The organism is Pantanalinema sp., from assembly GCA_036704125.1.
GTDB lineage: Bacteria > Cyanobacteriota > Sericytochromatia > S15B-MN24 > UBA4093 > JAGIBK01.
Map to the genome: position 1 here is coordinate 1 of DATNQI010000032.1, position 26724 is coordinate 26724.

The window sequence follows — 26724 nt, forward strand, 5'->3', positions numbered from 1 at the left end:
GTTCCGCTGATTCGCCCCAGGCGCAGAGTGCCGCCTACTACAAGGCTGCCGAGGGCAAGACCGGTGACGCGTTGCTCAAGGCCCTCAACAAGATCGTCAAGAAGCACGCCGTCCTGAACTACGATGCCGCCCGGGATGAGCTGTTCGCCGACGTCGACGACCCCACCGACACCGATACCGTCACCTGCGTCTACACGGGTCGCGTCATCAAGGGCGTCCATGATCGTGAAACCGCCTACCAGGCGGGCAAGGGCTTCAGCACCGAGCACACCTGGCCGCAGAGCATGGGGGCCAAGACCGAGCCGGCCCGCTCCGACCTGCACCATCTCTTCCCGGTCGATACCCGCATCAACAGCGTGCGTGGCAATTCCCCGTTCGGGAACGTGAAGAATCCGTTGCAGGAGTTCCCCCTCCTGGAAGTCGCCCTCGATCGCGTGAAGACGGGCCTCGATGCGAGCGGGAATCAGGTCTTCGAGCCGCGCAAGGTCCACAAGGGCAACGTGGCCCGCGCCATCTTCTACTTCTACACCAACTACGCCGTCTCCAAGACGGCTGACGTCTGGTTGGACAACTTCCGCGTCGAGCACGATACTCTATTGAAGTGGCATCGCGAGGATCCGGTCGACGCGGACGAGCGTCGGCGGAACGAGGCGATCTACAAGCTGCAGAAGAACCGGAACCCCTTCATCGACCATCCCGAGTACGTGGAGGCGATCGGAGCGTTTCCGACCCGATAAGGAAGGTCCCGTTTGAGCCCACAAGAGCCCCGACCGAAGCAGATCTATGCCATCGGAGGCGGCGGTTTCTCCCTGGAGCCCGGCAACCTCGCCCTCGACAAGGAGCTGCTCGCCCTGAGCGGCAAGCCGAGGCCCAAGGTCTGCTTCGTCTCCACCGCGAGCTTCGACTCGGGTGACTACATCGATCGCTTCTACCGCACCTTCAAGACGCTCGATTGCGAGCCGAGCCACCTGACGGTCAAGATCCCCAACGTCGCGAGCGTCCGGGACCACGTCATGGCCCAGGACATCCTCTACGTGGGCGGCGGCGACGCCCTGAACCTGCTCGACCAGTGGCACAAGACCCGCTTCGATCTCGTGATCAAGGAGGCCTACGAGGCGGGCATCGTGCTCGCCGGAGTCAGCGCGGGGGCCTTCTGCTGGTTCGAGGCGGGAATGACCGACTCGGCACCGGGCCAGTTCGCCCCGGTCAAGGGCCTGGGCCTGCTGAGCGGCAGCCTCTGCGTCCACTATGACGGCGAGCCGGAGCGAAAGGTCGCCTACCAGCGCTTCATGCTGCGGGGCCTCGTCGCCCCGGGGCTCGCCCTGGAGGATGGGGTGGCGCTCCACTACGTGGACGGGAAGCTCCGGCGCGCCGTCAGCTCCCGACCGGAGGCGCAGGCTTTCCGGATCGAGGTGAGGCGGAACACCCTCTTCGCGCTGCCCCTGGAGCCGTCGTATCTGGGGTAGCACTCCCTTCGTCGCTTCCAAACACCTTCCTCATTTCAAACGATTCTCCCGCTCCCCGCGGGGGGGTACCATCGAGCGGCTGAGGCCTGACCTGGACAGGAGCCTGCTCGATGCGCATTTTTCCCGCCCCCGAGGATCGGATCGCGCCCTACGGCTTTTACGCGGCGATGCGCCGGGATCACCCGGTCGCCTATGACGATCGGAGCGGGTGCTGGGGCGTCTTCCGCTATGCCGGCGCCAAGGCGGTCCTTACGGATCACGCCCGCTTCTCATCGGACTTCCGCAGGGTGACGCGCCTCCACGAGGTGCGCGGCCGGCTGCGCCCGAGCCTCATCACCACCGATCCACCGCGCCACCGTCAGCTGCGCGGCATTCTCGCCCACACCTTCACCCCGGCGGCGATCAATCGCTTGGCCCCTCGCATCAAGGCGCTGGTCAATCATTTGCTCGACGAGGTCGTCGAGCGCGGCCGGATGGAGCTGGTGAGCCAGCTCGCCTATCCCTTGCCGGTGATGGTCATCGCGGAGCTGCTCGGCGTGCCCGAGGCGGATCGCGCGCGCTTCAAGCAGTGGGCAGCCGCCATCGTGGGCGAGGATGGCGGTATTCTCCTGAGCAACGAGGTTTCGCCACGGCGCTTCGCCATCCAGCAGGAGATGGACGACTATTTCACCGACATCCTGGCCGAGCGCCGAGAGGCGCCGCGAGAGGACCTGCTGAGCGAACTGCTGGTCGCCGAGGCGGACGGCGAGCGTCTGAGCGAGCAGGACATCCTGAGCTTCTGTAACCTGCTGCTCATCGCGGGGCACGTCACGACGGTGAACCTCATCACCAACGCGGTGTGGACCCTGCTGACGCAGCCCGAGGCGCTCGCGCGCCTGCGCTTCGAGCGCGGTCTCCTGCCCTCGGCCCTCGAGGAGGTCCTGCGCTTCCGCTCTCCGGTCCGGGCGATCTCGCGGGTGGCGCTCGAGGACGTGAGCCTGGGCGGGCATCGCATCGAGGCCGGCCAGCGCGTCGTGGCCATTCTCTCCTCGGCCAATCGGGACGAGGGCGTCTTTCCAGAGGCCGATCGCTTCGACGTTTCGCGATCGCCCAATCCTCACCTCGCCTTCGGCCACGGGGTCCACTTCTGCATCGGGGCGCCGCTGGCGCGCCTCGAGGCCCGCATCGCCCTGGCGGCCATCCTCGACCGGCTGCAGGGGCTCTGCATCGACGGCGAACCCCGGTTGGCGGCGCTGGACAGCATCCTGCTGGACGGCCTCATGGAGCTGCCGCTCGCGTTCCGTCAGGGCGAGCGCATCGCCTTGACGGCGGGCTAGCCCCCCTTTCCCCGCCCCCCGGTGGGGCGGGGCTAGGGGTGGGGGGATACAATCAAGTTCCCTACGCCGCAGGCGCCGGGGACTCGGAATGTTGAGATCCCCCCACCCCCGACCCCGTCCCACCGGGGGGCGGGGAGAGGAGGACGATGGATGGCGAACGCGTCGCAGTGGTACAAGGATGCCGTCTTCTACGAGGTCTCGATCCGGACCTTCCAGGACGGCAACGGGGACGGCCTCGGCGACTTCGTCGGCCTGACGAGCAGGCTCGACTACATCAAGGAGCTGGGGGTCGACTGCATCTGGATCCTGCCCATGTACCCCTCGCCCTTGCGCGACGACGGCTACGACATCTCGGACTACAAGGGCATCCACCCGGACCTGGGCACCCTCGACGACTTCAAGCGCTTCCTGCAAGAGGCCAAGCGGCGCGGCCTGCGGGTCATCGCGGACCTGGTGCTCAACCACACGTCGAGCGACCACCCCTGGTTCCAGGAGGCCCGCAAGGGCCCCGACAACCCCTACCACGACTACTACGTCTGGAGCGACGACGACCGCAAGTACGCGGGCACCCGCATCATCTTCACCGACACCGAGAAGTCGAACTGGACCTGGGACGAGAGCGCCAGGCGCTACTACTGGCACCGCTTCTTCAGCCACCAGCCCGACCTCAACTACGAGAACCCCAGGGTCCGCCAGGAGATGCTCGACGTCTTCACGTTCTGGATGGACATGGGCCTCGACGGCTTCCGGGCGGACGCCATCCCCTACCTCTTCGAGGAGGAGGGCACCAGCTCCGAGAACCTGCCCCGGACGCACCAGTACCTCAAGGAGCTGCGCGCCTACATGGACGCGCACTACCCCGAGGCCATCATGCTCGGCGAGGCCAACCAGTGGCCCGACGACGTGCGGGCCTACTTCGGGGACGGCGACGAATTGCAGATCTCCTTCCACTTCCCGGTCATGCCGCGCATGTACATGGCCCTCAAGAAGGAGAGCCGCGAGCCCCTGGAGTGGATCCTCGGCAAGACGCCCGACATCCCCCCCGATTGCCAGTGGGCGACCTTCCTTCGAAACCACGACGAGCTGACCCTCGAGATGGTGACCGACGAGGAGCGCGCCTACATGTACCGGGTCTACGCGCCCGAGCCGCGCATGAAGATCAACGTCGGCATCCGGCGCAGGCTCTGGCCCCTGGTGGACGGCGATCGCCGCCAGGTCGAGGTGCTGCACAGCCTGCTGCTCTCCTTGCCCGGCAGCCCGGTCCTCTACTACGGCGACGAGATCGGCATGGGCGACAACATCCACCTGCCGGACCGCTTCGGGGTCCGCACGCCCATGCAGTGGGACGACTCGCGCAACGCGGGCTTCTCGACGGCCAGGCCGAGCGAGCTCTACCTGAGCGTCATCACCGACCCGGTGTACCACTACCTGGCCGTGAGCGTGCAGAACGCGCAGGCGGTGCCCACGTCCTTCTACCACTGGCTTCGGCGGCTGCTCGCCGTCCGCAAGCGCTTCAGGGCCTTCGGGCGAGGCTCCATCCGCTTCGTCCACCCCGAGGCCCGGCAGGTCTTCGCCTACGTGCGGGACTTCGAGGGCGAAGCGGTGCTGGTGGTGAACAACCTGTCAGGCAAGGCCCTGGCGGTGGATCTCCCCCTCTCGCCCTGGCAGGGCGCGCGAGCGCTGGAGATCTTGGGCGAGACGCCCTTCCCGGAGGTGACTCAGGCGCCTTACCGGCTGAGCCTTGCGCCCTACGGCTTCTACTGGTTCCACCTGACCCGATGAAAGGAAGGCGCCCATGAGCCCCCGTCGCAGCGGCATCCTGTTGCATCCCTCCTCGTTGCCGGGGCGCTTCGGCATCGGCGATTTGGGACCGCAGGCGATCGCCTGGGTCGAGCACCTGGCCGACATGGCGCAGGGGTGGTGGCAGGTGCTGCCGCTGACGCCGACCAGCGTCGGGGACTCGCCCTACTTCTCGCCCTCGGCCTTCGCGGGCAATCCCTACCTCATCTCGCCCGTCGCCCTGCACGAGGCGGGCTGGCTCGACGAGGTCGACCTGGATGCGGCCCCGGAGTTCCCGCGCCATCGGGTGGACTACGGGGCGGTGGGCCCCTGGAAGCGAATGATCCTCGCGACGGCCTTCAGGAACTACGAGGAGCGCGCGAGCTTCGAGGAGAAGGCGCGCTTCGACGCCTTCCTCGACGAGGAGCGTCACTGGCTCGACGATTACGGCCTCTTCATGGCGATCAAGGAGGAGCAGGGCGGCCTGCCCTGGATCGACTGGCCGATGGAGCTCGCCCGGCGCGAGGCGCAGGCCCTCGAGGCGGCCCGCGAGCGCCTCGCGTCGCGGATCAGGCTCCACCAGTTCGGACAGTACCAGTTCTTCGGCCAGTGGCAGGGCCTCAAGGCCTACGCCAATTCCCGGAACGTGCGCCTCATCGGGGACGCCCCGATCTTCGTCGCCCACGACAGCGCAGACGTCTGGGCGCACCCCGAGCTGTGGCGGCTGGATTCGAAGGGCCACCCGCTGGTCGTGGCGGGGGTGCCGCCCGATTACTTCAGCGCCACGGGTCAGCTCTGGGGCAACCCTCACTACGACTGGGCGGCCATGGCCGGGACGGGCTACGCGTGGTGGGCGGCGCGCCTGCGATCGCTGTTGCGCCTGGTGGACCTCATTCGCCTCGACCACTTCCGCGGCTTCGCGGGCTTCTGGGAGATCCCCGCGCTCGAGCCGACGGCGGTCAACGGGCGGTGGGTGCCGGGGCCGGGGGCGGCCCTGTTCGAGGCCCTCGCGGATCAGCTGGGCGAGCTTCCCCTCATCGCCGAGGACCTGGGGGTGATCACCCCGGACGTGGTGGAGCTGCGCGATCGCTTCGGGCTTCCCGGCATGAAGATTCTGCAGTTCGCCTTCGACGCCGCCGAGGAGAACAACTACTTCCCGCACCTCTTTGAGCGCAACTGCGCGGTCTACCCCGGCACCCACGACAACGATACGAGCAAGGGCTGGTACGAGAAGGCCAAGCCCGAGGACAAGGCCCTGATGGCCGAGTACCTCGGCAAGGACCGCATCACCGAGCCCCACTGGGAGCTGATCCGGCTGGGGCACGCCTCGGTGGCGGACCTCTCGGTGGTGCCCCTCCAGGACCTGCTGGGCCTGGGGTCCGAGGCCCGGATGAACACCCCGGGCACCATGGGAGGCAACTGGGCATGGCGCTTCGAGGAGGGGGGCCTCACCCCCGAGATCAAGGCGCGCTTCGACCGGATGACGCGCCTCTACGACCGGGAGCCGTTGTAAGATGGAGGCCTGATCCCTTCTTCGATCCCCAGGACGCCTCGACCATGACCATCCGCTTCGCCACCCCTTGCGACGTGCCCGCCATCCTGGCCCTCATCAAGGATCTGGCCGACTACGAGCAGCTCCTGCACGAGGTCGAGGCCACCGAGGAGCGCCTGCACGCGCACCTGTTCGGCGATCGCCCCTACGTCGAGGTCCTGATGGCCGAGGAGGAAGGCGCGCTTGCTGGCTTCGCCCTCTTCTTCCACAACTACTCGACCTTCCTGGCCAAGCCCGGCATCTACCTGGAGGACCTGTTCGTGAAGCCCGAGTTCCGGGGCAAGGGCATCGGAAAGCAGCTCTTGGTGCGCCTCGCGCAGCTCGCCGTGGAGCGCGGCTGCGGCCGCCTGGAGTGGAGCGTGCTGGACTGGAACGAGCCGTCCATCCAGTTCTACAGGGCTCAGGGCGCGAAGGCCATGGCCGAGTGGACGGTCTACCGGGTGACGGGCGACAAGCTGGACCGCCTCGCGGGTGGGGAGCCCGTCGCGCTGTACTAGAGCACTTTGCTGAACACGTAGTGGGGGACGCCGACGATGTCGAACTCGGCGCCTTCTGGCTGCCAGCCGTGGCGGCGGTAGAAGGCGCCCGCCTGCGTCCTGCCGTTACACCAGACGAGCGGCGTGCCCGTCGCCTTGATGCGCGCCTCCATCGCTTCGAGCAGCTGCGCGCCGATCCCCTTGCCGCGGTAGCCTTCCTGCACGGCCATGCCGCGCAGGCGGTAGGCCTGTCCCTCGCGTCCGGGAGCGGGCTCCAGGTGCGCCGAGGTGCAGCCCACGAGGGTCTCGCCGTCGTAGGCGGCCAGGTGGATGGTGCCGGGGGCCTGGTCCGTGGGGTAGCGCGACTCCTCGATGGGCCGGTGGGGCCGCAGGACGGCGAAGCGCAGGGGAGTGATGGTCTCGGCGGTGGTCTCGACGATGGGCATGGGGATCCTTTTCAGCGTTTCCTCGCGAGCGTCAGCCCGTCGGCCACCGGCAGCATGCTCATGTCCACGCGCTCGTCGTGGTGCACGAGGCGATTGAGCGCGCGGATGGCCTCGGTGCTTTCGTCGCGGTCGCTCGGATCCGCCACCGAGCCCGACCACAGCACGTTGTCGATGGCGATCAGGCCGCCGGGCCTGGCGAGGGTGAGCGCGCGCTCGTAGTAGGCCAGGTCGTTCTCCTTGTCGGCGTCGATGAACGCGAAGTCGAAGGTCCCCGCGTGGCCTTGGGCGACGAGGGCGTCCAGGGTCTCGAGGGCCGGGGCCAGGCGCAGGTCGATCTTGTGGGCGACGCCGGCCTCGGCCCAGTAGCGCCGGGCGACCGCGGTGTACTCCTCGGACACGTCGCAGGCGATGATCTGAGCGTCCTCGGGCAGGGCGAGGGCGACCGAGAGCGAGCTGTAGCCTGTGAAGACCCCGACTTCGAGGGTCTTCTTGGCGCCCAAAAGCTGGATCAGCAGCCGCATGAACTGCCCCTGCATCGCCGAGATCTGCATCTGGGCGCGAGGGTGGCGCTCGGTCTCCTCGCGCAGGCGGCGCAGCACCTCGGGCTCGCGCAGCGAGTTGGCGATCATGTAGTCGTGGATCCGATTGGTCACCTGGAGTTCTTTGAGCGTCATGGCCCCTCCTCGTTGCGCTTGCGCCGCGTCGGGGCCATTATCCCTTGCTCGCATGCGAGGGGCAAGCGCGCGTCGGCCGAAGCGTTTCTCCGCGCGCGCCGGCGGGAATGAAACGGGTGATGAAGACGCTCTTTTCGCTGTATGCCTGGCTGGTCTGGATCCTGCACCTGCTCGTCGCCCTCCCCGTGCTGGTGCTGGCGCTCGCCATCGACCCGGCGCTCGGGCTGCGGGTCGTCCAGGCCACGGCGCGCTCGGCCTTCTTCCTGTGCGGGATCCGGATCAGGGTGATCGGGACCGAGCGGGTCGACTGGTCGCGTGCCCACGTCTTCATGGGCAACCATCAGAATCTGCTCGATCCCTTCGTCCTGGTGGTCGCGATCCCGCACCACATGGTGGGGATCGAGAAGCGCGAGAACCAGCGCCTGCCGCTCTACGGGGCGGCGTCGCGGGCCTGGGGCAACATCCCCATCGACCGGGAGGATCCCGAGGCTGCGCGCGCCACCATCGCAGAGGCGACCGATCGCCTCAGGCGCGGCACCTCGATCGTCATCCTGCCGGAGGGCACCCGCACCAAGGACGGCCGGATCGGTCCCTTCAAGAAGGGGGGCTTCCACATGGCCCTCGGCGCCGGGGCGGACATCGTCCCCTTCACCTTCAACGGCGCCTACCAGCTCCTGCGCAACGGAGACTGGCGCTTGCGGCCCGGCACGATCGAGGTGGTCTTCGGCGAGGCGATCGCGACCGAGGACTACACCCGCGAGACCCTGGACGACCTGGTCGAGGCGGTGCGCGGGGCCGTCTGCTCCGAGTTCAAGGGCTAGTCCGGGCAGGCCAGGGACCCCAGCATCGAGGTGATGGCGGTCTGGAAACCGAGGGTGAACGACTCGTAGTCGGCGCCGCTCTGGTGACCGATCGCTTGCCATGCCTTCTGGCGCAGGGCGGTGAAGTCGGGGTTCTCGAGATCGAGCAGGGGAATGATCATCGGCATGGGGTCCTCTCGGTCGGGGGTTATCCCTTGGCTCCAGGGGGCTACCCCCCTAGACTAGCGCATCGCGTGTTACGGAAATGTTGCGGCCACCTTGCTTGACGCTTGCTTGTTGGCTTCCAGGAGAAATCCCGCGCCGGGAGTGACCCCCGGCGCGGGATTGCGCTTGAATGGTATTCGTCCTCCATGGTACCAGGGGCGACCCGCACCGTCACCAGAGAAGCGGGGGACGCCCGCGCTCAGTCGCGAGCGGGGCTCGCCAGGGATCCCAGGATCGAGGTGAGGGCCGTGTTGAAGCCGAGGGCGAATGAGTCGTAGTCGGCGCCCGAGTCGCTGCCGACCGCCTGCCAGGCTTGCTGACGCAGCGCGTTGAAGTCGGGGTTCTCGATGTTCAGGGTCGGGATGATCGTCACGCGCGGCACCTCGGCGGGGAAACGGGGTGGGCCCAAGCTTTCATGTACCATTTGTGCGTTTTTGAAAACCGTCGCTGGCTAATGAAGCGGCGCCGTTACTCATCTTGCGTCCCGTGAACGTCGCGAAGCCCTTGACGCCGAGGGCGCGAAGCAGGTCGAGGGCTTGCGGGTAGAGGGCACCCACGTCCTCGGGGCGATGGGCGTCGGACGAGAGCACCAGCGGGACGCCCGCGGCCACCAGCCGGGGCAGCCACTCGGGGGCCGGGTAGATCTCGTTGACCGGCTTGCGCCAGCCGGCGGTGCTGACCTCGACGGCGAGGCCCGAGGCCTTGATCTTGGGCGTCAGGCGCTCGTACCAGAGGGCGGCGACCTCGGGGGCCTTGAAGCCGAAGACCTTGATCACGTCCGCGTGGCCGATGATGTCCACGCACTTCGAGGCGATGAGCTGCTCGAGCACCGAGAAGTAGGTCTCGTAGACGTCCTCGATCCGGTTCTGCTCCCACTGGTCGCGCATCTCGTCCAGGTCGAAACCGAAGCCGCCGAGCCAGTGGACCGAGCCGATGGCGTAGTCGAAGGGGTAGGCGGCGAGGAAGTCCTTCATGCGCTCGGCGTTGTCCGGCATGAAGTCCATCTCGATGCCGATCTTGATGCGGATCCCCTTCTTGCGGGCGTCGAGCAGGAGGCCCAGGTACTCGTCCAGGTCCTCGGTCTTGCGCTTCTCGACCCAGGGGTTGGAGAGCAGGGGGCGGGTCTGGGTGAAGCGGTAGGCGTGCTCGGAGATGCCGAGCTCGGTGACGCCCGCGCGCTCGGCCTGGTCGACGAAGCGCTCCAGCCACTCGAGGGTGTAGGGGCCGCGCTCGACGTGGACGTGGTAGTCGGTGATGCTTCCGCGCATGGAGCCTCCTTTCCGTGGTGTAATGGTAGCATGGAACAGGCTTATAACCTTCGAGGCGCGCGGCTCCGCGCCTACGTGCGGGGCGAGGGGGCGCCGATCCTCTTCATCCACGGCACCGGCGGCAACGGCAAGACCTGGTTCAACCAGCTGCGCCGCTTCGGGCTGACCCGCACCGCGATCGCCATCGACCTCCCCGGCTACGGTGAATCCGAGCTGCCTCCCGGCGTGGAGTCGGTGGACGACTACGCCGCGCTCGTGGCCGAGTGGATGGCCCTCGCGGGCTGGGCGCGCCCCGTGGTCGTCGGCACCTCGATGGGCGGCAGGGTGGCGCTGCAGCTCGCCCTGGATCATCCCGACAGGGTGGGGGGCCTGGTCCTGATCGACGCCTCGGGCATCAGGGTCGAGGGGGTGCCCACCCTCTCGCCGGCCGAGCTCGGGGTCGAGCAGTTCCTGAGGGCCCTCTTCTACCGCCCCTCCCCCACCCTCGGTCGCACCGCGACGGGGGAGCCTCCCGCCTGGTATGCTACGATGCAGCGCCTGACGGCGAAGCCCCTGCGCAGCGACATGCAGGCGCGACTCGGCGAGATCCGCTTGCCGACGCTCGTCCTGTGGGGCGAGCACGACCGGATCCTGCCGCCAGCCTACGCCGAGGCCTTCCACGCGGCCATCCCTGGCTCGCGCCTGTGCTGGATCCCCGAGGCGGGCCACGTCCCGATGATCGAGCGGCCCGGGGCCGTCAACGACGCGATCGCCGACTTCCTCACCACCTTGCCGAGGCCTTGATGAGTTACCTGGAATGGACCCCCCGCGAGATGTACGACGCCCTGCTCGAAGCGATCGAGCAGGGGCCTTTCGAGCAGCAGCAGCTGGTGCAGCGAACCGACGAGGCCTTCGCCTACATCGAGGCCCACGACGAGCGCATGGCCGCCGAAGACGTGCTCGGCCTGCGCGTGTTGCTCGCGCAGGCCGAGACCCTCATCGGGCGCTACTTCGGGATGTAGTCGCTAGGTCAGCCGGCTGACTTCGCCTCGATCTTGGCGAAGAGGTCGGCGGACTGCACGGCGATCTCGGTCAGGCGCTCCTTGGTGACGCCCGACTCGGCGAGCACCGTCTTGTCCACCGGGAAGAGCGAGATGCCGATGGGCAGCTTGGTCTGCTGGCAGTTGACGGCCACGTCCGCCAGGTGGACGATCCGGACCAGGCGCTTGTTGAGCACCGCCTCGAGGGGCATGTGGTGCAGGCGAACGGGCTCGATCAGCGCGGGGGGCATGCCCCAGCGCTCGAGCACCTTGGCCCCGAAGTAGGAGTGGTTGAAGCCGAGGGCGTGGTCCTCGGCGGTGACGGTCGAGACCGCCTTGGCCTGGGTCAGCTTGATCGACTCCGAGATCTCCTCGAAGGCGAAGGCGTTGAGGATGGCCTTGCCCAGGTCGTGGAACAGGCCCGCCGCGTAGGCCTGCGACAGGTTGGGGTACGCGAGCTCCTGGGCGAGCAGCTGGCAGCAGATGGCCACCAGCTGCGAGTGCTTCCAGAGCCGCCCCTGCATGATCTCGAAGGTCGCGGGGTCCAGCCCGCTGGTCTTGCCGTCCGCCGTGGTGGTGGCGGTGATGAAGTTCTTGACCGTGTTGAGGCCCATCAGGCGGATGGCCTGGTGGACGTTCTGGACGGAGCGCTGGGCGCGCTCCGTCGTCGTGCTCAGCAGCTGGCCGGCGAGCTGCTTGTCCTTGGCGATGACCGAGGCAAGCGCGTCGACGTTCGCGTCAGGGTCGTCCAGCAGCTCCATCGCCTCGTTGAGGATCGGGGAGAAGCGGAACTGCGGCAAGGTATCAACCTTGTTCATGAGCAGGTCTTCGAGCTTGCTGGACACAGTGGTTGCCTCCTGAGTGATGAAGCGAACGCTTGGTTTATACCCCGATCGGCTGGTGATGATTACCGTGAATGGCCTGCTTCACGTAATCGCGGACGCGCGCCACGGCCCCGTCGATCGCGACGGCCTCGGTCTGGCCCTCGTGCCGGAACTTGACCTCGACCTTGCCCTCGGCGACACCCTTGCCGACCGTCACGCGCACCGGGAAGCCGATGAGGTCCGCGTCCTTGAACTTGACGCCCGCGCGCTCCTCGCGGTCGTCCAGGACGACCTCGAGCCCCTGGGAAGCGGCCTCGCGGTAGAGGCGCTGGGCGACCTCCATGAGGGCCTCGTCCTTGACGTTGGTCGGCACCACCACCACCTGGTAGGGGGCGATCGCCACCGGCCACTTGATGCCGTCCGCGTCGTGCAGCGCCTCGACGGCGGCCTGGGCGGTGCGGGTCACGCCGATGCCGTAGCAGCCCATGACGAAGGGCTTCTCGCTCCCGTCCTGGTCCATGTAGGTCGCGCCCATCTTGGCCGAGTACTTGGTGCCGAGCTTGAAGGTGTTGCCCACCTCGATGCCCTTGGCATGCGAGAGGTGGCCCTTGCCGCAGCGCGAGCAGGTGTCGCCCGTCTTGGCCAGGCGCACCTCGACCCAGCGCTCGGGGGTGTAGTCGCGGCCCCAGTTGGCGTTGACGAAGTGCATGTCGGTCTCGTTGGGGCCGAGCACGAAGTTGCTCAGCTCGCGCACCGACTGGTCGGCGACCACCGCGTCGACCGAAAGGCCGATGGGGCCGACGAAGCCCGCCGCGGCGCCGGCGCGCGCCGAGAGCTCCTCGTCGCTCGCCAGGCGCAGGTCGAGGGCGCCCAGGGCGTTGGCGAGCTTGACGTCGTTGACCTCCAGGTCGCCGCGGATCAGCACCGCCACGAAGGAGAGGTCGGTCTGCTCGGCCTGGGCGGGATCCTCGGGCATGGTCTCGACGCGGTAGACGAGGGTCTTGACGATGGCCGAGGGCGCCACCTTGAGGAAGTCGGCGAGCTGGGCGATGGTCTTGGTCGAAGGGGTCGAGACCTTCTCGAGCGCCTTGGGCGCCTCGGCGACCCCCTTGGCCAGCAGGCTCTCTGCCCGCTCCACGTTGGCGGCGTAGTCGCACGAATCGCAGAACAGCAGGTCGTTCTCGCCGCCGGCCGTGTCCACCACGACCATGAACTCGTGGGCCGCCGAGCCGCCGATGGCCCCCACGTCCGACTCGACCATGCGGGTGTGCAGCCCGCAGCGCTCGAAGATGCGGGTGTAGGCGCGGCACTGCTCGGCGTAGGTCACCTCGAGGCTGTCGGTGTCGGTGTGGAAGGAGTAGGCGTCCTTCATGATGAACTCGCGGCCGCGCAGCAGGCCGAAGCGGGGCCGGATCTCGTCGCGGAACTTGACCTGGATCTGGTAGAGGGTGGTGGGCAGCTGGCGGTAGCTCCTGAGCTCCTCGCGGCCGATGGCGGTCACGACCTCCTCGTGGGTGGGGCCCAACAGCTCGTCGCGGTCGTGGCGGTTCTTGAGGCGGAACATCTCCTTGCCGTAGGCCTGCCAGCGGCCCGACTCCATCCACAGCTCGGCCGGGGAGAGGATCGGCATGCGCAGCTCCTGGCTGCCGATGCGGTCCATCTCCTCGCGGACGATCTGCTCGACCTTGCGCACCACGCGCCACATGAGCGGGTACAGGTTGTAGACCCCGGGGGTGACCCGGCGGATGAAGCCCGCGCGCAAGAGGAGCTGGTGGCTGATGATCTCGGCTTCGGCGGGGACTTCGCGCAGGGTGGGCGCGAGGATCTGGGACATTTTCATGGGATGAGGTTCCTCTTCTGGTGCAGGGCGGGGTTCGCGACGCGGGGCGCGGCGAGAGAAGATCCATTATAGCCGAAAGCCGCCCATGGGGCGGCCCGTCATGGCATGATGAGGATATGTTGCTTCGACTGTCGTTTGCATGCCTGATTGCCCTGGCCGCCGCCGCTCCCGCCCTGGCCCGGATCCCGGCCGAGCGTCCCGTGCCGGGGCCCGAGCTCACCCTGATGGCCCCGAGCGCCACGCCCTCGGCGGCGCCCGCCACGCAGGCCCTCGCGCCGCAGCCGCTCTCGACCCCGGCCGAGGTGGCGCCCCTTCTCGACACGAGCGCCGGGCCGTCGCGCCTGCCCCGGAAAGAAGCGAACGCTCTTGCTCTCGGGGCTGCCCTCGCGCTCGGGGCCGGGCTGCTCGTGATCGCGCTCGCCTGGACCTGGGGGCGCCGGGGACCTCGCGCCACCGGGGCCCAGGCCGTTCGGAGCGCCTGGCTCGACGAGGCCGCCTCGCGCGTGGCGGGGGTGGCCAGCGCGCTGCCGGCGCTGCGCGACGCGCTGGCAGGGACCCTGCGCGCGATCGATCGCGCCTACGTCCTCGCCACGGCGCCCTCGCGGCGGGCGTACGAGGCCTGGACTTTCGCCCAGGACCTCAGCGAGCAGGCTGTGGGCCTGCACGAGCGCCTCTTGCAGGCCCAGATGCAGAGCCCGGCCGCCGAGGCCCCGCACCTCCGAGCGCTCGGCGATCGCCTGACCCAGCTTGCGCTGGACCTGGCCCTCGCATCGACCCTCGAGGCCCGCGCCGACCTGGCCCTGCGGGTGGCCAGCGAGCTTCGGGCCCTCGGCGTCGAGCTCTCGCAGCAGGAGCCGGCGCAAGCCCCCTGGATCCCCTACCTGGTGGAGCTTTCAGCCTCCCTCCAGGCGCGATGCGCGCGGCTCGAAGGGATCCTCGCCACCAGCGAGACCGAGGAGACGCTGGCGACCCGGCTTCGCGCCGGGCGCGACGCCCTGGACCGGGGCATCGCCCAGGCCGAGCTCCTCGCGGACCGGGTCCGGGCCCTCGAGGAGGCCCTGCCCCAGGCGGAGACTCGCTCGCCGTGACTTTTCGAGCGGCCGCTTTGGCCGTAGAATGGGAGGGCGAACCCCATGCGTGATTAGATTGGTCCTACCTTGCACCTCACGATTGCCCTTGCGGTCCTAGCGGCCTTCATCATCGGGATCCTGGCCCTCTATCGATCCGGCCTGCTGCCGGGGACGCTGCCGTACTGGACCAAGCAGCTCGCCCATCCCGATCGCGCGACCCGTCTCAAGACGGCCCACCTCCTGGGCCAGATCGCCACGCCGCAGGCCGCCTACTGCCTGGCGCAGGTCGCGCAGAACGAGGATGCCACCCTCAAGCTGCTGGCCCTCAAGGGCCTGCTGAACACGCGTTTGTCCTCCACCCTGCCGGTGCTGAGGGCCGCCCTCGCGGACCGGGACCCCAAGGTGCGGCGCATCGTGGCGCAGGGGCTCGCCGGCTTTCAGGGCGTCGCGGTGACCGCGATGCTGACCGAGCTCCTCACCGATCTCGACGAGTTCGTCGTGATGGCGGCGACCGAGTCGCTGGGCTCGCGCCAGGATCCCTCGGCTGCGAGGTCGCTCGCGCTCGCGCTCGGCCACTCCGAGGAGACGGCTCGCTTCGCGGCCGAGGCGCTGATGGCCATCGGTCCCAGCGTCTTCGAGCCGCTGTGCACCATGATCGATGAGCTGAACCCCCTGGCCTGCGAGCGCCTCATCCCGGTGCTGGTCAGCCTGGATCCGCGCAGGGCCATCGAGCCTTTGATCCAGATCCTCAACGGCACGGTCAACGACTACCTCATCAAGGCGACGATCTCGGCGCTGATCGAGCTGCGCTCGCCGGAGGTCGCCCAGGCCCTCATCGCCTACGTGAGCGACGAGAGTCACTACTGCCGGCCCTTCGCCTTGCGCAAGCTGCAGGCCCTCGAGGATCCGGCTGCCAACGACCTGCTCCTGCGCCTGCTGTCCGATCGCGACGTGATGATCCGCCGCGCGGCCTCTGACGCCCTGGCCGTCGACGTCGACCCGGAGCGCCTTCCCGCGCTCTTGGCGGCCCTGGGCGACGGGGACGCCGAGGTCCTCCAGAATGTGATTCGCTCCCTTGGCCACTACAACGACCCGCGGATCCTGCCGCGCCTCTTCGAGACGCTCTGGCCCTCCGAGTACGAGACCATCGTGCCCATGATCGAGGACGCCTGCCGTCGCTCGCTGTCCGAGCTTTCGAGCGTCGACGAGCTGCTCCCGCTGCTGCGTCGCATCTCGAGCCGTGAGGCGCGCGGCAGCGAGGAGCAGCGGATCCGGCACTACCTCCAGAGCGTGTACATCCTGCTGAGGCCGCGCCTGGTCTGCGGCTTCCACGACCTGACCAACAACATCCTGATCTTCAAGGACGAGGACCTCACCAGCGAGTACCAGGAGCAGCGCCTGCACCCGCTGGCGCTCTCGTCCCTGCTGGTGCACCAGAGCCACAAGTCCCTCAACCGCTGGAAGAACAGCCTGAGGTAGAGGCTCAGAGCATCTAACAAAACCAGGCATGGTACGGCCACTGGCCGCCGGGGGCGGCTCGAGCGCCTGCGGCTAAAGTGGCAGGAACCGTTTCGTTGGACGCTCAGCGGATCTCGAACTCCAGGCGCCCCTGGTCCTGCTTGCGCAGGGTCAGGCCCTTGATCTTGCCGCCCTTGGCCAGGATGCGGTCGATGAGGGTCGCCGTCTCCTCCCGGCTCCACAGGGTGTAGGAGGCCCCGCCCCCGCCGGACGCATCCAGCTTCAGCTCGCGCCCCACCTCCTCGAGGACCGAGGTGAAGGCGCGCTGCTGGGCGTAGCTTCCGAGCCCCCGGATCGCGACCCGGAAGGGGCGGCCCTTGGCCACGTCCGACTTCCAGCGCTGGACGACCAGCCGCATGGTGCGATCGATGGCGTCGCCGACCGCCTCCTCGATGGCGGCCTCCTTGCTCGACTCGACGCCGGATCTAAGGGCGAGCTCCCGCGAGTAGCCGGAGTCGGCGGCCAGGCCTCGGCCGGTCGCGACCTCGAAGGCGCTGATCCGAACCGAGGCCCGCGCGAAGCGGTAAGCTCCAGACTGGCGGGTCTCGCGCAGGTCGGCCGAGACCGTCACGAACACGTCGGCGCCCGCGCGAGCGGCGACCGCCCGGGCGCGCTCCAGCGCCGACGGCGCTTCAACTGCCGGGCCGGGGCCTTCGAGCTCGGCGGCGTCCACGTAGTCGAAGCCCTTGGCGCCGAGGTAGTGGTTGACGCGGTCGAGCGCCAGCCGCGAGAAGGTCGAGCTTTCACCCCCCTGGCTGCCCTCGTCGCCGGCGACGGCCAGGATCTTGGGGTTGCCGAGCTCCATCTGAAGCACCTTGAGGGCCACCAGGTCATCGGCGATCGCCCCCTGCGTCACCCGGACCCGCGCCATGACCACCCGCACCCCGCCCACGTCCTGGTACTTGTCGAGGAGCTCGTAGCGCCGGACGTAGCCCTCGCTGTGCGCGTAGATGCGGTCCGAGACCCCGGCGAAGTTGCGCACCTCGCTCTCGGAGCTGACCAGGACCCCCACGACCTCCTCGATGGCCTTGCGGAAGGCGTCCTTGAGCGCTTGCTCGTCGGTTTCGCCGCGGCCCTCGACCGTGACGACACGCTCGCCCGCATCCAGGACGGCGGCGGGGCTCGGGGCCGCGAGCGCAGGTTGCGCCGCGAGCAACCATCCCGCGACGGCGAGCGCGGCGAGGGGCCTCACCGACCGAACTCCGGCTTGGTCCACTTGCCGCGGCTCTCGATCCGCGCGCGGACGTTCGCGACCAGGGGGGGGAGCTTCTGTTGCTGGAAGTGGATGACCACGCTGCTCGGGACGGGGACGACGGGCTCGACGGCGAGGCCGTAGGAAAGGACGGTGCCCCCGTCGAGCGCCTCCAGGTGCCAGTAGCCCTTCATGTTGCGGAGGCCGGGGCTGTGGATCATCGTCCAGCGGATCTCGTCCGGGGGGAGCGCGGTGCGGCGCTGGGTCAGCTCGCCCGCATCGCCGATCTGCTTGACCACGACATAGCCCTCGCCGCGCTGGAGGATGACGCACTCCTTCATCGAGGGCATGAACGCGGCCAGCTGCTCGGTATCGGCGAGGATCCGGTAGGCGACCTCGAGGGGGGCCTTGGCGAAGAAGCTCGCCTCGATGCCGCTCAGGCCTTCGATCTTGATGTTCTTGACGATCGTCTCGCCGCGCATGAGCTTGGCCTGCTCGTCGTCGGTCAGGGCCGATGAGGCGCTCGCGAGCGAAAGGCAGGAGAGAAGGACGGCGCCGGTGACGGCTAGAAGGCGCATGAGAACCCCACGTTCAGGATCCACCCGCTCGGCGAGATGGTCGGATACTTCGCCGAGGCGGGCAGGGTGTATTCGGCTTCCCTGCGGCCGTCCAGGCTGCTGTAGCTGGCGCTCCACGCTCGCGTCGGCGCGTAGAGCTGGTAGCCGAGCCCCGCCGTCACGAGGACGTCGGGGCTCAGGTGATAGTTGAGGCCCGTGGTGAGGCCGGCCCCCGCCGTGACGGCGTGGATCGCGCCCGTGTCGTAGCCCGCGATCGGGGTGGTGCTCGCCTGGGCCCTGAGCACGCCGACCTTGGCGCCGTAGTACCAGCCCCACGCCCGGCGGAACTCCTTCTTGACGAGGCCGATCTCCCCCTGCAGGCCGTAGGTCGGCAGGCCGCCGAGGAGGGTCCCCTCGACCACCCCGTACAGCTCGCTTATTCCGCTCCACGGCCCGAAGTCGAACTCGACGGGGACGTTGACGGCCGGGACGTAGCCCTGAAGCGGCGAAAGCCCGAGTCGCAGGCCGGGGTAGACGTCGTGGCGCGGCATCTCGAGGAGCTGGTCACCCTCCCCGAAGGCCTCGTCCACCAGGAGGGGCTGGGCGAGGCTCGAGGTCGCCTCCACCGTCCGGACCTTGAGGTAGCCGATGGGGTCGAGCCTGAAGGTGTCGTCCGCCTGCCGGCGCTTGCGCACGACCCGGTAGGCGTGGTCCGTGCGGACGCCCAGGTCCTTGCCGAACTGCATCCGCACCTGGTCGCGCGAGAGGTCGGCGGTGATCACCCGGCTCTTGATCAAGAAGGGGTCCAGCTTGCGGGCCCAGACCACGGCGCTTGCCGCCATGCCGCCGAGGCGCCGGACGGCCTGGTCGTAGAGCCTCGCGCGCGGGCCGCCCTCCTCGAGGGCGAGCAGGTCCGCGATGAAGCGCGCCTCCTTGTGGGCGCGGGTCTCGCGGCTGTCGGTCTCGGCGATCTCCTTGGTGACGGTGTAGGTGAGCTTGTCGCTGTCGGCGTAGCGCCCGATGGCCTTGCGCTGGGCCACGTCGTAGACGATGAGGTGGAAGCTGAAGGAGCTCGAGAAGCGGACGCTGGTCTGCTGATGGCGCACGCCGTTGCGGTCGATGGTCTTGGTCTCGGCCTCGGCGCGCACCCAGGGGGCGAACCGAAAAGCCGGAGCCAGGGCGTAGGCCGAGCGCCGGATCCGGTCCACGTCGGCGCCGTCCACGAGGGCTTCCTTGAACTTCTCGTCGGGCTCGAGCCGGCTTGCGGCTTGCTCGGCCGCGGTCTGGGCGACCCGGGCCTCGTAGCGATCGAGGAAGGTGTAGAGCTCGTCGCACGCCTTGACGGGGATCGCCGCGTAGTCGAAGCGCTCCATGGAGCCGAACGCGTCGCGCACCACGGCGACCGCGGGATCCCCGCGCTCGCCGAAGACGGCGATGGTCTTGCGCGCGTAGAGCTCCGCGGCCCGGGCGGGCAGCGCAAGCACGAGCAGCGCGAGCAGTGAAACGAGCAGCCGTCGCATGGCGCCCTACGGGACCAGGACGACCGCGAGATCCTTGAGGAAGCCCTTCCGGCGGTCCGCACCGAGCAGCTGCTTGGCCGAGGCGTCGTCCAGCACGACGTTGGTCCGGTCCTCGACCCGCTTGGCCTTGATCACGAGGGGGTTGGAGCCGACCCGCGGCAGCTTCTGTCCCTCGGCGATGCTGCCGGCGTAGGAGGCGAGTCCCTTGTTCACCACCGCGTCGGGCTCGACCGCGACCTTGGAAGAGAGGTAGAGCCTGGCGCCTTGCTCGTCGAGGATCATGGGGCTCATGGCGGGCTCCAGCCCGAGCCCGCGGGCGTCCACGACGACGCCGGTGTAGTCGGTGCGGACCTCGGCCGGGGCTATCAGGGAGTCGACGGTGCCCGTCACCTTGCCCTTCCTGGGCGACGGCTGCTTCAGGACGGCCCTGGCGACGGAGCGCCCCTTGCCGTAGAGGTCCAGCGAGACCCGCACCTCGGCCGAGCCGTCCTCGAGGTGGCGGGTCTCGAGGATCCGCGCCCCCTTGATGACGCTGCTGAGCTGGGTCCGGACGAGGTCGCTCTCGGCGGCGAAGTTCTTGACGGTGGTGTCGGCCTCGACGCGCAGGCCGTCGGTGGCCTCGGCCAGCTTGCGGTAGGCGTCGGTGAGGGCGGCCCGCTCGGCCATCAGGCGCTTCTGGGCGCGGGTGCCGCTTTCGGGCTCGACGCCCATGCCGGTGACCTCGATGAGGCCGTCGGTCCAGTCGACGGTGACGCCGGCGGCGGTCTGTTCGACCTCGGCGCGACCGGGGAGGGCGGGGGAAAAGGCGAGGATCAGGGCGATCGCCGCGAGGGCGATTCGAGCACGGGGCTGCTGGGCGCGCGGGCGGGTCATCGGCGGCTCCTTGGCGTCGGCGGCGTCACCCCTCCATTTCAGCCTGCGAGCGAGGCTCCGTCAAGGCCCACTCGATGGTTTCCCGGTGTGCTAGAATTGGCCTTCTGAACGCACGCGCAAGACAGAGGTGGCATGAGCGCTCCTTCCCCGACCGAGGTACCCATGGCAGGCCAGTCCGCCCCCCAGGACGCCGCTGCGGACGAGCAGGGCCTCTTCCGGGACCGCAACTTCCTGGGGCTGTGGCTCGTCTCCACCGTCCACAACCTCGGCGAAAAGCTCTTCTTCGTCTTCCTGATCATGCTCGCCGACTTCCACGGCAACCAGTCCAACTCGGTCGTCAGCGCCCTGTCGCTCGCCTCCTCGATTCCCTCGGTGCTCTTCGGCTCGGTCGCGGGCGTCTTCGTGGACCGCTTCAGCCTTCGCGCCCTGATGATCGTCTCCGGCCTGCTGCGCGCGCTGCTGGTGCTCGCCATCCCCTTCGCGGGCGATGCGGTCTGGCCGCTTTTGGGCTTCTCGTTCGGCTTCTCGGTCCTGACCCGCTTCCACGATCCCGCCTTCATGAAGGCGATCCCCGCCCTGGTGCGCAAGGACCACCTCATGGCGGCCAACTCGGTCTTCATGACGACCATGGTCGGCGCCCTCATCGGCAGCTTCGCGCTCGCGGGCCCCATCTGGAGGGTCGCGACCCCTGGAAGGGCCCACCTGGTGGTGGTCGCCCTCTACCTGGTCTGCGCCCTGGGCGCGGCCCTGCTGCGCGTACCCGAGGACCAGAAGAAGCAGGAAGGCGCGAAGCAGGGCTCTTTCTGGGCCGAGTGGAGCTTCGCGTTCGCCTACCTCAAGGCCCATCCGCGCCTGCTCAAGGCCTACTCGATGACCATGACCATGTTCGGGACCTTTGCGGCCCTGAACGTGATCGCCAAGGGCTTCGCCCTCTCGGCCCTCAAGACCACGGACCCCGCCGACTTCACCTACATCCTCGCCTTCGTCGGGCTCGGCATGGTGGCAGGCGCGCTGATCCTGGGGCGCTGGGGGCTGCGCTTCGCCAAGCCCGCCTTGATCCGCACCGGTTTCGCGCTCTCGGGCTCGGCCATCTTCGCCCTCGCGGTCGTGGGCGTCTTCGCTCAGGCGCTCGGGCCCGCCATCGCCTGGCCTCTGGTCTACGCCCTGGCCGTGGGCATCGGGGCGGGAGGGGCGTGCATCGAGATCCCCATCTCGACGCTCTTGCAGGAGGGCATCGAGGAGGAGGTGCGGGGCCGCATCTTCGGGGTGCAGGCCATGCTGATGAACCTCGCCTCGACCCTTCCCATGGCGCTCGCGGGCCCGCTCGCGGACCTTTGGGGGCCGGCGGTGGTGATGGGCCTCTTCGGCCTCCTGATGGGCGGGATGGCCTTCTTGCGCCTGGCCGATGCGATTGGGACGAAAGTTCAGGGCCACTCGGCCGGATAAGCTCAGCATGCCGAAGAACATCATGATCGACGCCCGCGAGGCGGGCCCGAAGCCCTCGGGGCTCGCGCGCTACACCTTCAATCTCCTTAGGGGCCTGGCGCGTCACGGCGCGGGCTACCGCTACACGGTGCTCACCGACCATCCCGAGCTGCTGAGCGAGCTGCACGACCGGCCGGATTTCGACCTGGTCGCCCCGGGGGTCCCCATCGTGGATCCGCGCGAGCAGGTCGTCATCCCGATGCTGGCCGAGCGGCTGAAGCCCGACCTCTTCCACAGCCCCTCGATGGTCGCCCCCTTCTTCCTGCCGGCGGGATGCAAGCGGGTGATGACCCTCCACGACACCATCCCGCTGTCCTACCCCGAGGGCTTCCGGCTCGACGAGCGGCTCGGCTGGGCGCTCTACTACGCCCTGTCGATCAAGCCCGTCCTCGCCCGCACCGATCACCTGATCACGGTCTCGGAGTTCTCGAAGCAGGACATCGTGCGGCACACGGGCTTTTCCCCCGAGCGGATCTCGGTGGTCTACAACTGGCTCGAGGCCAACTTCGGGCCGGTCTCGGACGAGGCGGCCGAGGCGGTGCGGGAGCGTCATTCCCTTCCCGAGCGCTTCGTCCTGGCGCTCGGCTCCGAGTACAAGTACAAGAACATGGCGGGGCTGCTGCACGCCTTCAAGGCGATCGCCCCGCGCCATCCCGGCTTGAGCCTGGTCCTCAAGATCGGCAAGCCCATGCGCCTGGCGGGCCTGGTGTCCGAGCTCGGCCTGTCCGACCGGGTGCGCTTCCTGGGCTTCGTGCCGGACGACGAGCTGCCCGCGCTTTACCGGGCCGCGGAGGTCTTTGCCTTCCCCAGCTTCTACGAGGGGTTCGGCCTGCCTCCGCTCGAGGCCATGCTCTGCGGGACCCCGGTGCTCGCCAGCACCGCGAGCTCGGTGCCCGAGGTGGTCGGGGACGCCGCCCTCAACGCGGACCCCGCCGATGGCGGGGCGCTGGCCGAGGCGCTCGAGCGCCTCGTCAGCGAGCCGGGGCTGCGCGAGGATCTGCGCCGGCGAGGGCTCGCCCAGTCGACGCGCTTCTTCGAGCAGCGCGGCGTCCAGGAGACGCTGGACGTCTACGATCGGCTCCTCGGGCGCCCCGCGCGGGTGCCCGCCGCATCCGGCCGCTCGGCCGCGACGCCCGCCTTGCGCTGACGTGTTCGGCGAGGGCCGCGAGGTCCACGACTGATCCAATTCGGTCTGCGCCGAGTGCGGCACGGTCTGACCCCGATCGAAAAGAGAGCGGCTCAGGACATCCTGGGCCGCTCTCTTTTGCGTCTCAAGCCGAAGAAGTGCTCAGGGCGTCACGACGGCGAGCCCGTCGGGAGTGTCCAGCTTGGGCAGCAACTGGCGGTAGATGTAGGTCTGGGCGAGACCAAGGACGATGATGGACACCCCGACCCCGACCACCAGCGCGATCAGGCCGAGGAGGCACACGCCGAACCCGGCGAGGCCGAACAGGAAGAGGTCCACCTTGGCCCCCTTGGTCATCCGGGCGCTCTCCTGCATGGCCTGGAGGAAGTTCATGTCGCGGTCGAGGATGAGGTAGCCCGCCTGGCTGAACATGGCGGCGAACACCACCCCCGGCACGATGAGCAGGACGAACCCGACCGTGCAGATGAAGGCCAGGGCGGCGGAGTACAGCAAGAAGTGGATGACCTTCTTGGTGCTGAGGCGGCTGAAGAGGGCCTGGAAATCCGGCGTCCCGGTCTCGAGCAGGTCCAGGTAGAAGCCGGTGATGCAGCACCCGGAAACCATGCCTACGAGCATTCCGAGCAAGGAGGAAGCGAGGCTCTGGTCGCCCAGCAGTGCGTCGAGCCCCCACTGGAGGGCGAAGGTCAGGCCGAGGAGCCCGATCACCGCCGCGAGGAGGAGCCAGGCGTGTGTCTTGAAGGTCTTCCAACCGAAGCCGAGCGCTTCGCCGATCGAGAAACTGACGGATGCCATGGAGGTTGACTGCTTCCTTTCTTGAGGGCGAACCGCACATCATGAGGTATGGTCGATCCCTTATACCCTGGTTGGCAAGGAAAAAGGCCCGCGGCGGCATCGTCGCGCCTCGCAGGAGCGCAACGCGCAACTATGGGATGAGCACCCCCTATAACCGTCTGGGGTGATGGCCTGATCGCTCCGGGAGGACGGAAGTATGCCTGATGACTGGCTTGCCGCGAGCGCGAACAGAAGGCCGCCGCTGCGTGTCTCCTCGCCGGCCCCTTCGGCGCCGGCTTCGGCCGCGAGCAACGCCGATTCCAAGCGGCCTGCCGACGCGAACAGCTACGTGCCGGCAGGCTCCCCCACGGGATTTTACGGGCACGTTCGCGACGCGATTCGGACCAATCGAGCGCGCCGGGAGGTTTACGCACGCGCCTCGGAAGGTGCCTCGCTCCCGCTCTCCCAGAAGCTCATCACCCTCGAGCACCTCGTCCTGCCGCTTGCGGCCTGGTTCGACCGGGCGGCCTCGGAGTTCAACAAGCGCGGGATCCCCGTCGTGCAGGCCGATTTCGTGCCCATGAGCGGGCTCCTGCCGCCTGAGACGCCGCCCCGGCACCGCCATCGCGCCAGCGACGAGGAGGCACGCCGGCTGGACGGGTGGCTGACGGACTATCGGGACGCCGCAGAAGCGGCGATCAAAGGCCGGGATTTCGGGAAGGTCGCCGAGCTCAGCGTGACCCTGTTGGAGCGGATCGAGCAGCTCGAGGAGCGCTCGGACAGTCACTTCGCGATGACCAAGCACCTCGTCGAGTCGGTGGGGTTTGCCGCCGTTCACGGTGTCCAGTCCCATGCGGCCACCCACGGGGATGCCGACGACCTGATCGCTCGCTTCCTTAGGGTGCAGGCCTTCGGCCTGACGGGGGCCCCGTCGATGGATCGGGAGGCCCAGCGCCTGCATGAGCGCGGCATCGGAATCCTGGTGAACGACCTTCCCGACATTCCGCTTCGCGCCGCCTGGGCCCAACTTCAGCGAGCGGCGGGCCGCGAGTAAGGGGGGATCGCCCACGCCGCGCGCGGCGCAGCTGACCCCGCAAAGCGTGCTATACTGCACCTCATGGCTAAGCAAGCAGTTCCCGTTCGTGTCGGTGATTCCCTCGACTTGACGCTGGAGGCCCTCGTCGGCGGCGGTGAGGCGATCGCGCGTCTCGATGGCTTCCCCGTCTTCGTGCCCCTCGGGGTGCCGGGCGATCGCGTCCGGGCCAAGGTCGTCTCCACCAAGCCCGGCTACGCCCGCGCGCTGGTCGAACAGGTGATCACCGAGGGGCCCGAGCGCGTCGCGGCGCGCTGCCCGCTCTTCGGGACCTGCGGCGGCTGCCAGTGGCAGGAGATCGACTACGAACGCCAGCTTCACTGGAAGCGCGAGCAGGTGGCCGACGCCCTGCGCCGCATCGGCGGCTTCTCGGTCGACGACTGGCTGGAGCCCACCCTCGGCATGGCCGACCCCTGGGACTACCGGAACAAGGTCCACTGGGCGATCGCGAGGGAAGGCCAGGCCTACCTGATCGGCATGTACGAGCCGCGCAGCCACCGGGTGGTGGACGTCGAGCGCTGTCACATCCAGCACGGTCTCAACAACGAGGTCCTGAGCTTCCTCCACGAGGCGCTGCCTCGCTTCGGCTTCGAGGTCTACGACGAGAAGACCCGGCGGGGCTTTTTGCGCTCGGCCTTCGCCAAGGCCGGCCATCAGACCGGCGAGCTGATGATCGGCCTGGTCACGACCCGCGAGGCCTTCGCGCAGGCCGACGCCTGGGTCGAAGCGATCCGCGAGCGCTTCCCCCACGTCGTCTCCATCGTCCAGAACATCCACCCGAAGCCCGGCAACACCCTCATGGGCGACCGGACCAAGGTCCTGTGGGGCAAGGACCACCTGAGCGAGCGGATCGGTGAGCTCACCTTCGCCATCTCGGCGCGAAGCTTCTTCCAGGTCAACTCGGAGCAGGTCGAGCAGCTTTACGCGCTCGCTGCCGACTACCTGGCCCTTCGGCCCGAGGGCCGCGCGGCCGACCTGTACTCGGGAACGGGCACCATCGCCCTCTACCTCGCCTCGCGGGGCGCGGGCGAGGTGGTGGGCATCGAGGCCGTCCCCGAGGCGACCCGCGACGCCCAGGCCAACGCGGAGCGCAACGGCATTAGCAACGTGCGCTTCGAGACGGGCAAGGTCGAGGAGCGCCTGCCGAAGCTGCTTTCGACCATGGGCGCCCTGGACGGGGTGGTGCTGGATCCCCCGCGCAAGGGCTGCGAGCCCGAGGTGCTCGCTGCGATCGCAAAGACCGGGGTGCCCCGCGTGGTCTACGTCTCGTGCAACCCCGCCACCCTCGCGCGCGATCTCAAGATCCTCGCCGAGCAGGGGGGCTACCGCATCGTCCGTGCCCGGCCGGTGGACATGTTCCCCCAGACCTCTCACGTCGAGACCGTCGCCCTCCTGGAGCGCCCCTCGCCCGAGGCCCGGCCGGAGAAATAGTTAGCCATTCCTTTACCTTAGATTTGCGATGATTTAAGAAAGATCGCCTTCCGGGCGCGGATAACGTTCTTAACACAAACCGAACGTCATCCGCGTCGTCGCGAAGGAGGCTACTTTCCATGAGCAGCAACAACCCGGTCAGCCGTCGTACGGTCCCCCCGTCGGTCGAGCCCGCCCGCCCCACCGCGCCGACGCGTCCGGCTCCTCCCGCAGCCAGCGACGAGCGCCCGGCTCCGCCTTCCTCCAAGGACCGTTACCAGTCCGATTCGGGCCGCCCCACCCCTCCCTCGACCGGCGGCAGCCGTCCCACCCCCCCCGCGGCGAACGACGGGAACTATCGCCCCACCCCTCCCTCGACCGGCGGCAGCCGTCCCACCCCCCC

Annotated in this window: 28 protein-coding genes; 16 read left to right on the forward strand and 12 right to left on the reverse strand. The window is 68.6% G+C overall.

The features are described from left to right. The 6 genes from V6D00_04695 to V6D00_04720 form a co-directional block, all read left to right on the forward strand. Positions 1–737, forward strand: a 737-nt coding sequence (locus V6D00_04695) for an endonuclease (protein HEY9898460.1), incomplete at its 5' end; no start/stop codon positions are given. A gap of 12 nt (positions 738–749) precedes the next feature. Further along, positions 750–1466 (forward strand): peptidase E, encoded by a 717-nt coding sequence (locus V6D00_04700; protein ID HEY9898461.1) that lies wholly within the window; start codon positions 750–752, stop codon positions 1464–1466. A 110-nt stretch (positions 1467–1576) separates the two neighbouring features. Further along, positions 1577–2782, forward strand: a complete 1206-nt coding sequence (locus V6D00_04705; protein HEY9898462.1) for a cytochrome P450 — start codon at positions 1577–1579, stop codon at positions 2780–2782. 150 nt (positions 2783–2932) lie between these two features. Beyond that, complete coding sequence (gene treS, locus V6D00_04710) at positions 2933–4564, forward strand: maltose alpha-D-glucosyltransferase (protein HEY9898463.1); 1632 nt, start codon at positions 2933–2935, stop codon at positions 4562–4564. Positions 4565–4577: 13 nt separating this feature from the next. Beyond that, entirely contained in the window at positions 4578–6074 is a 1497-nt protein-coding gene (gene malQ, locus V6D00_04715) for a 4-alpha-glucanotransferase (GenBank protein HEY9898464.1), read from the forward strand. A gap of 44 nt (positions 6075–6118) precedes the next feature. Further along, positions 6119–6610, forward strand: coding sequence for a GNAT family N-acetyltransferase (locus V6D00_04720; GenBank protein ID HEY9898465.1), 492 nt, complete (start codon positions 6119–6121; stop codon positions 6608–6610). Here V6D00_04720 and V6D00_04725 read toward each other — a convergent pair. Further along, the gene (locus tag V6D00_04725; GenBank protein HEY9898466.1) at positions 6607–7035 is read right to left on the reverse strand and encodes a GNAT family N-acetyltransferase; all 429 of its coding nucleotides are present in this window, start codon (positions 7033–7035) and stop codon (positions 6607–6609) included. The two genes, V6D00_04720 and V6D00_04725, sit on opposite strands and share 4 nt — an antisense overlap. Before the next feature lie 11 nt (positions 7036–7046). Next, positions 7047–7709, reverse strand: a complete 663-nt coding sequence (locus V6D00_04730) for a class I SAM-dependent methyltransferase (protein ID HEY9898467.1) — start codon at positions 7707–7709, stop codon at positions 7047–7049. A 119-nt stretch (positions 7710–7828) separates the two neighbouring features. Here V6D00_04730 and V6D00_04735 point away from each other — a divergent pair, with 119 nt between their 5' ends. Further along, positions 7829–8530, forward strand: a complete 702-nt coding sequence (locus tag V6D00_04735; GenBank protein ID HEY9898468.1) for a lysophospholipid acyltransferase family protein — start codon at positions 7829–7831, stop codon at positions 8528–8530. Here V6D00_04735 and V6D00_04740 read toward each other — a convergent pair. The 3 genes from V6D00_04740 to V6D00_04750 all read right to left on the reverse strand — a co-directional run bounded on the left by V6D00_04740 (position 8527) and on the right by V6D00_04750 (position 10002). Next, a complete protein-coding gene (locus V6D00_04740) occupies positions 8527–8697 on the reverse strand; it encodes a hypothetical protein (GenBank protein ID HEY9898469.1) in 171 nt (56 codons plus the stop codon). The two genes, V6D00_04735 and V6D00_04740, sit on opposite strands and share 4 nt — an antisense overlap. Positions 8698–8933: 236 nt before the next feature. After that, positions 8934–9116 (reverse strand): hypothetical protein, encoded by a 183-nt coding sequence (locus tag V6D00_04745; protein HEY9898470.1) that lies wholly within the window; start codon positions 9114–9116, stop codon positions 8934–8936. A 31-nt stretch (positions 9117–9147) separates the two neighbouring features. After that, entirely contained in the window at positions 9148–10002 is an 855-nt protein-coding gene (locus V6D00_04750; protein HEY9898471.1) for a histidinol-phosphatase, read from the reverse strand. A 30-nt stretch (positions 10003–10032) separates the two neighbouring features. Between V6D00_04750 and V6D00_04755 the strand changes: the two genes are divergently transcribed. Both V6D00_04755 and V6D00_04760 read left to right on the forward strand, forming a co-directional pair. After that, positions 10033–10785 carry an alpha/beta fold hydrolase gene (locus V6D00_04755; GenBank protein HEY9898472.1) on the forward strand — a complete coding sequence of 251 codons (753 nt, stop codon included), beginning with the start codon at positions 10033–10035 and terminating at the stop codon, positions 10783–10785. After that, positions 10785–11003, forward strand: coding sequence for a hypothetical protein (locus V6D00_04760; protein HEY9898473.1), 219 nt, complete (start codon positions 10785–10787; stop codon positions 11001–11003). Before V6D00_04755 ends, V6D00_04760 begins: the two co-directional genes overlap by 1 nt. 8 nt (positions 11004–11011) lie before the next feature. Here V6D00_04760 and V6D00_04765 read toward each other — a convergent pair whose 3' ends face one another. Both V6D00_04765 and V6D00_04770 read right to left on the reverse strand, forming a co-directional pair. Beyond that, positions 11012–11866: an HDOD domain-containing protein gene (locus tag V6D00_04765; protein HEY9898474.1), complete on the reverse strand. Its 855-nt coding sequence runs from the start codon at positions 11864–11866 to the stop codon at positions 11012–11014. A 37-nt stretch (positions 11867–11903) separates the two neighbouring features. Beyond that, complete coding sequence (locus tag V6D00_04770; GenBank protein ID HEY9898475.1) at positions 11904–13685, reverse strand: proline--tRNA ligase; 1782 nt, start codon at positions 13683–13685, stop codon at positions 11904–11906. A gap of 119 nt (positions 13686–13804) precedes the next feature. Here V6D00_04770 and V6D00_04775 point away from each other — a divergent pair, with 119 nt between their 5' ends. After that, complete coding sequence (locus tag V6D00_04775; protein ID HEY9898476.1) at positions 13805–14773, forward strand: hypothetical protein; 969 nt, start codon at positions 13805–13807, stop codon at positions 14771–14773. Positions 14774–14842: 69 nt separating this feature from the next. Next, a complete protein-coding gene (locus V6D00_04780) occupies positions 14843–16234 on the forward strand; it encodes a HEAT repeat domain-containing protein (protein ID HEY9898477.1) in 1392 nt (463 codons plus the stop codon). A gap of 103 nt (positions 16235–16337) precedes the next feature. Here V6D00_04780 and V6D00_04785 read toward each other — a convergent pair whose 3' ends face one another. Genes V6D00_04785 through V6D00_04800 form a run of 4 tightly spaced genes read right to left on the reverse strand, consistent with a single transcriptional unit; the run spans position 16338 to position 20415 of the window. Further along, on the reverse strand, positions 16338–17465 hold the full coding sequence (locus tag V6D00_04785) for a hypothetical protein (GenBank protein ID HEY9898478.1): 1128 nt from the start codon (positions 17463–17465) through the stop codon (positions 16338–16340). After that, positions 17462–18043, reverse strand: coding sequence for an SRPBCC family protein (locus V6D00_04790; GenBank protein HEY9898479.1), 582 nt, complete (start codon positions 18041–18043; stop codon positions 17462–17464). Before V6D00_04790 ends, V6D00_04785 begins: the two co-directional genes overlap by 4 nt. After that, positions 18031–19542, reverse strand: coding sequence for a hypothetical protein (locus V6D00_04795; GenBank protein ID HEY9898480.1), 1512 nt, complete (start codon positions 19540–19542; stop codon positions 18031–18033). Before V6D00_04795 ends, V6D00_04790 begins: the two co-directional genes overlap by 13 nt. Positions 19543–19548: 6 nt before the next feature. Beyond that, complete coding sequence (locus V6D00_04800) at positions 19549–20415, reverse strand: LPP20 family lipoprotein (protein HEY9898481.1); 867 nt, start codon at positions 20413–20415, stop codon at positions 19549–19551. A gap of 132 nt (positions 20416–20547) precedes the next feature. Here V6D00_04800 and V6D00_04805 point away from each other — a divergent pair, with 132 nt between their 5' ends. Both V6D00_04805 and V6D00_04810 read left to right on the forward strand, forming a co-directional pair. Continuing rightward, complete coding sequence (locus V6D00_04805; protein HEY9898482.1) at positions 20548–21861, forward strand: MFS transporter; 1314 nt, start codon at positions 20548–20550, stop codon at positions 21859–21861. 7 nt (positions 21862–21868) lie between these two features. Continuing rightward, a complete protein-coding gene (locus V6D00_04810; GenBank protein HEY9898483.1) occupies positions 21869–23047 on the forward strand; it encodes a glycosyltransferase family 1 protein in 1179 nt (392 codons plus the stop codon). 141 nt (positions 23048–23188) lie between these two features. On the opposite strand, the gene V6D00_04815 is transcribed toward V6D00_04810, so the two are convergent. Beyond that, entirely contained in the window at positions 23189–23839 is a 651-nt protein-coding gene (locus V6D00_04815; protein ID HEY9898484.1) for a hypothetical protein, read from the reverse strand. A gap of 196 nt (positions 23840–24035) precedes the next feature. Between V6D00_04815 and V6D00_04820 the strand changes: the two genes are divergently transcribed. The 3 genes from V6D00_04820 to V6D00_04830 form a co-directional block, all read left to right on the forward strand. Next, positions 24036–24872, forward strand: a complete 837-nt coding sequence (locus tag V6D00_04820; protein HEY9898485.1) for a hypothetical protein — start codon at positions 24036–24038, stop codon at positions 24870–24872. 63 nt (positions 24873–24935) lie between these two features. Next, entirely contained in the window at positions 24936–26342 is a 1407-nt protein-coding gene (rlmD, locus tag V6D00_04825) for a 23S rRNA (uracil(1939)-C(5))-methyltransferase RlmD (GenBank protein HEY9898486.1), read from the forward strand. A gap of 119 nt (positions 26343–26461) precedes the next feature. Beyond that, on the forward strand, positions 26462–26724 hold a 263-nt coding region (locus tag V6D00_04830; GenBank protein ID HEY9898487.1), incomplete at its 3' end, for a hypothetical protein.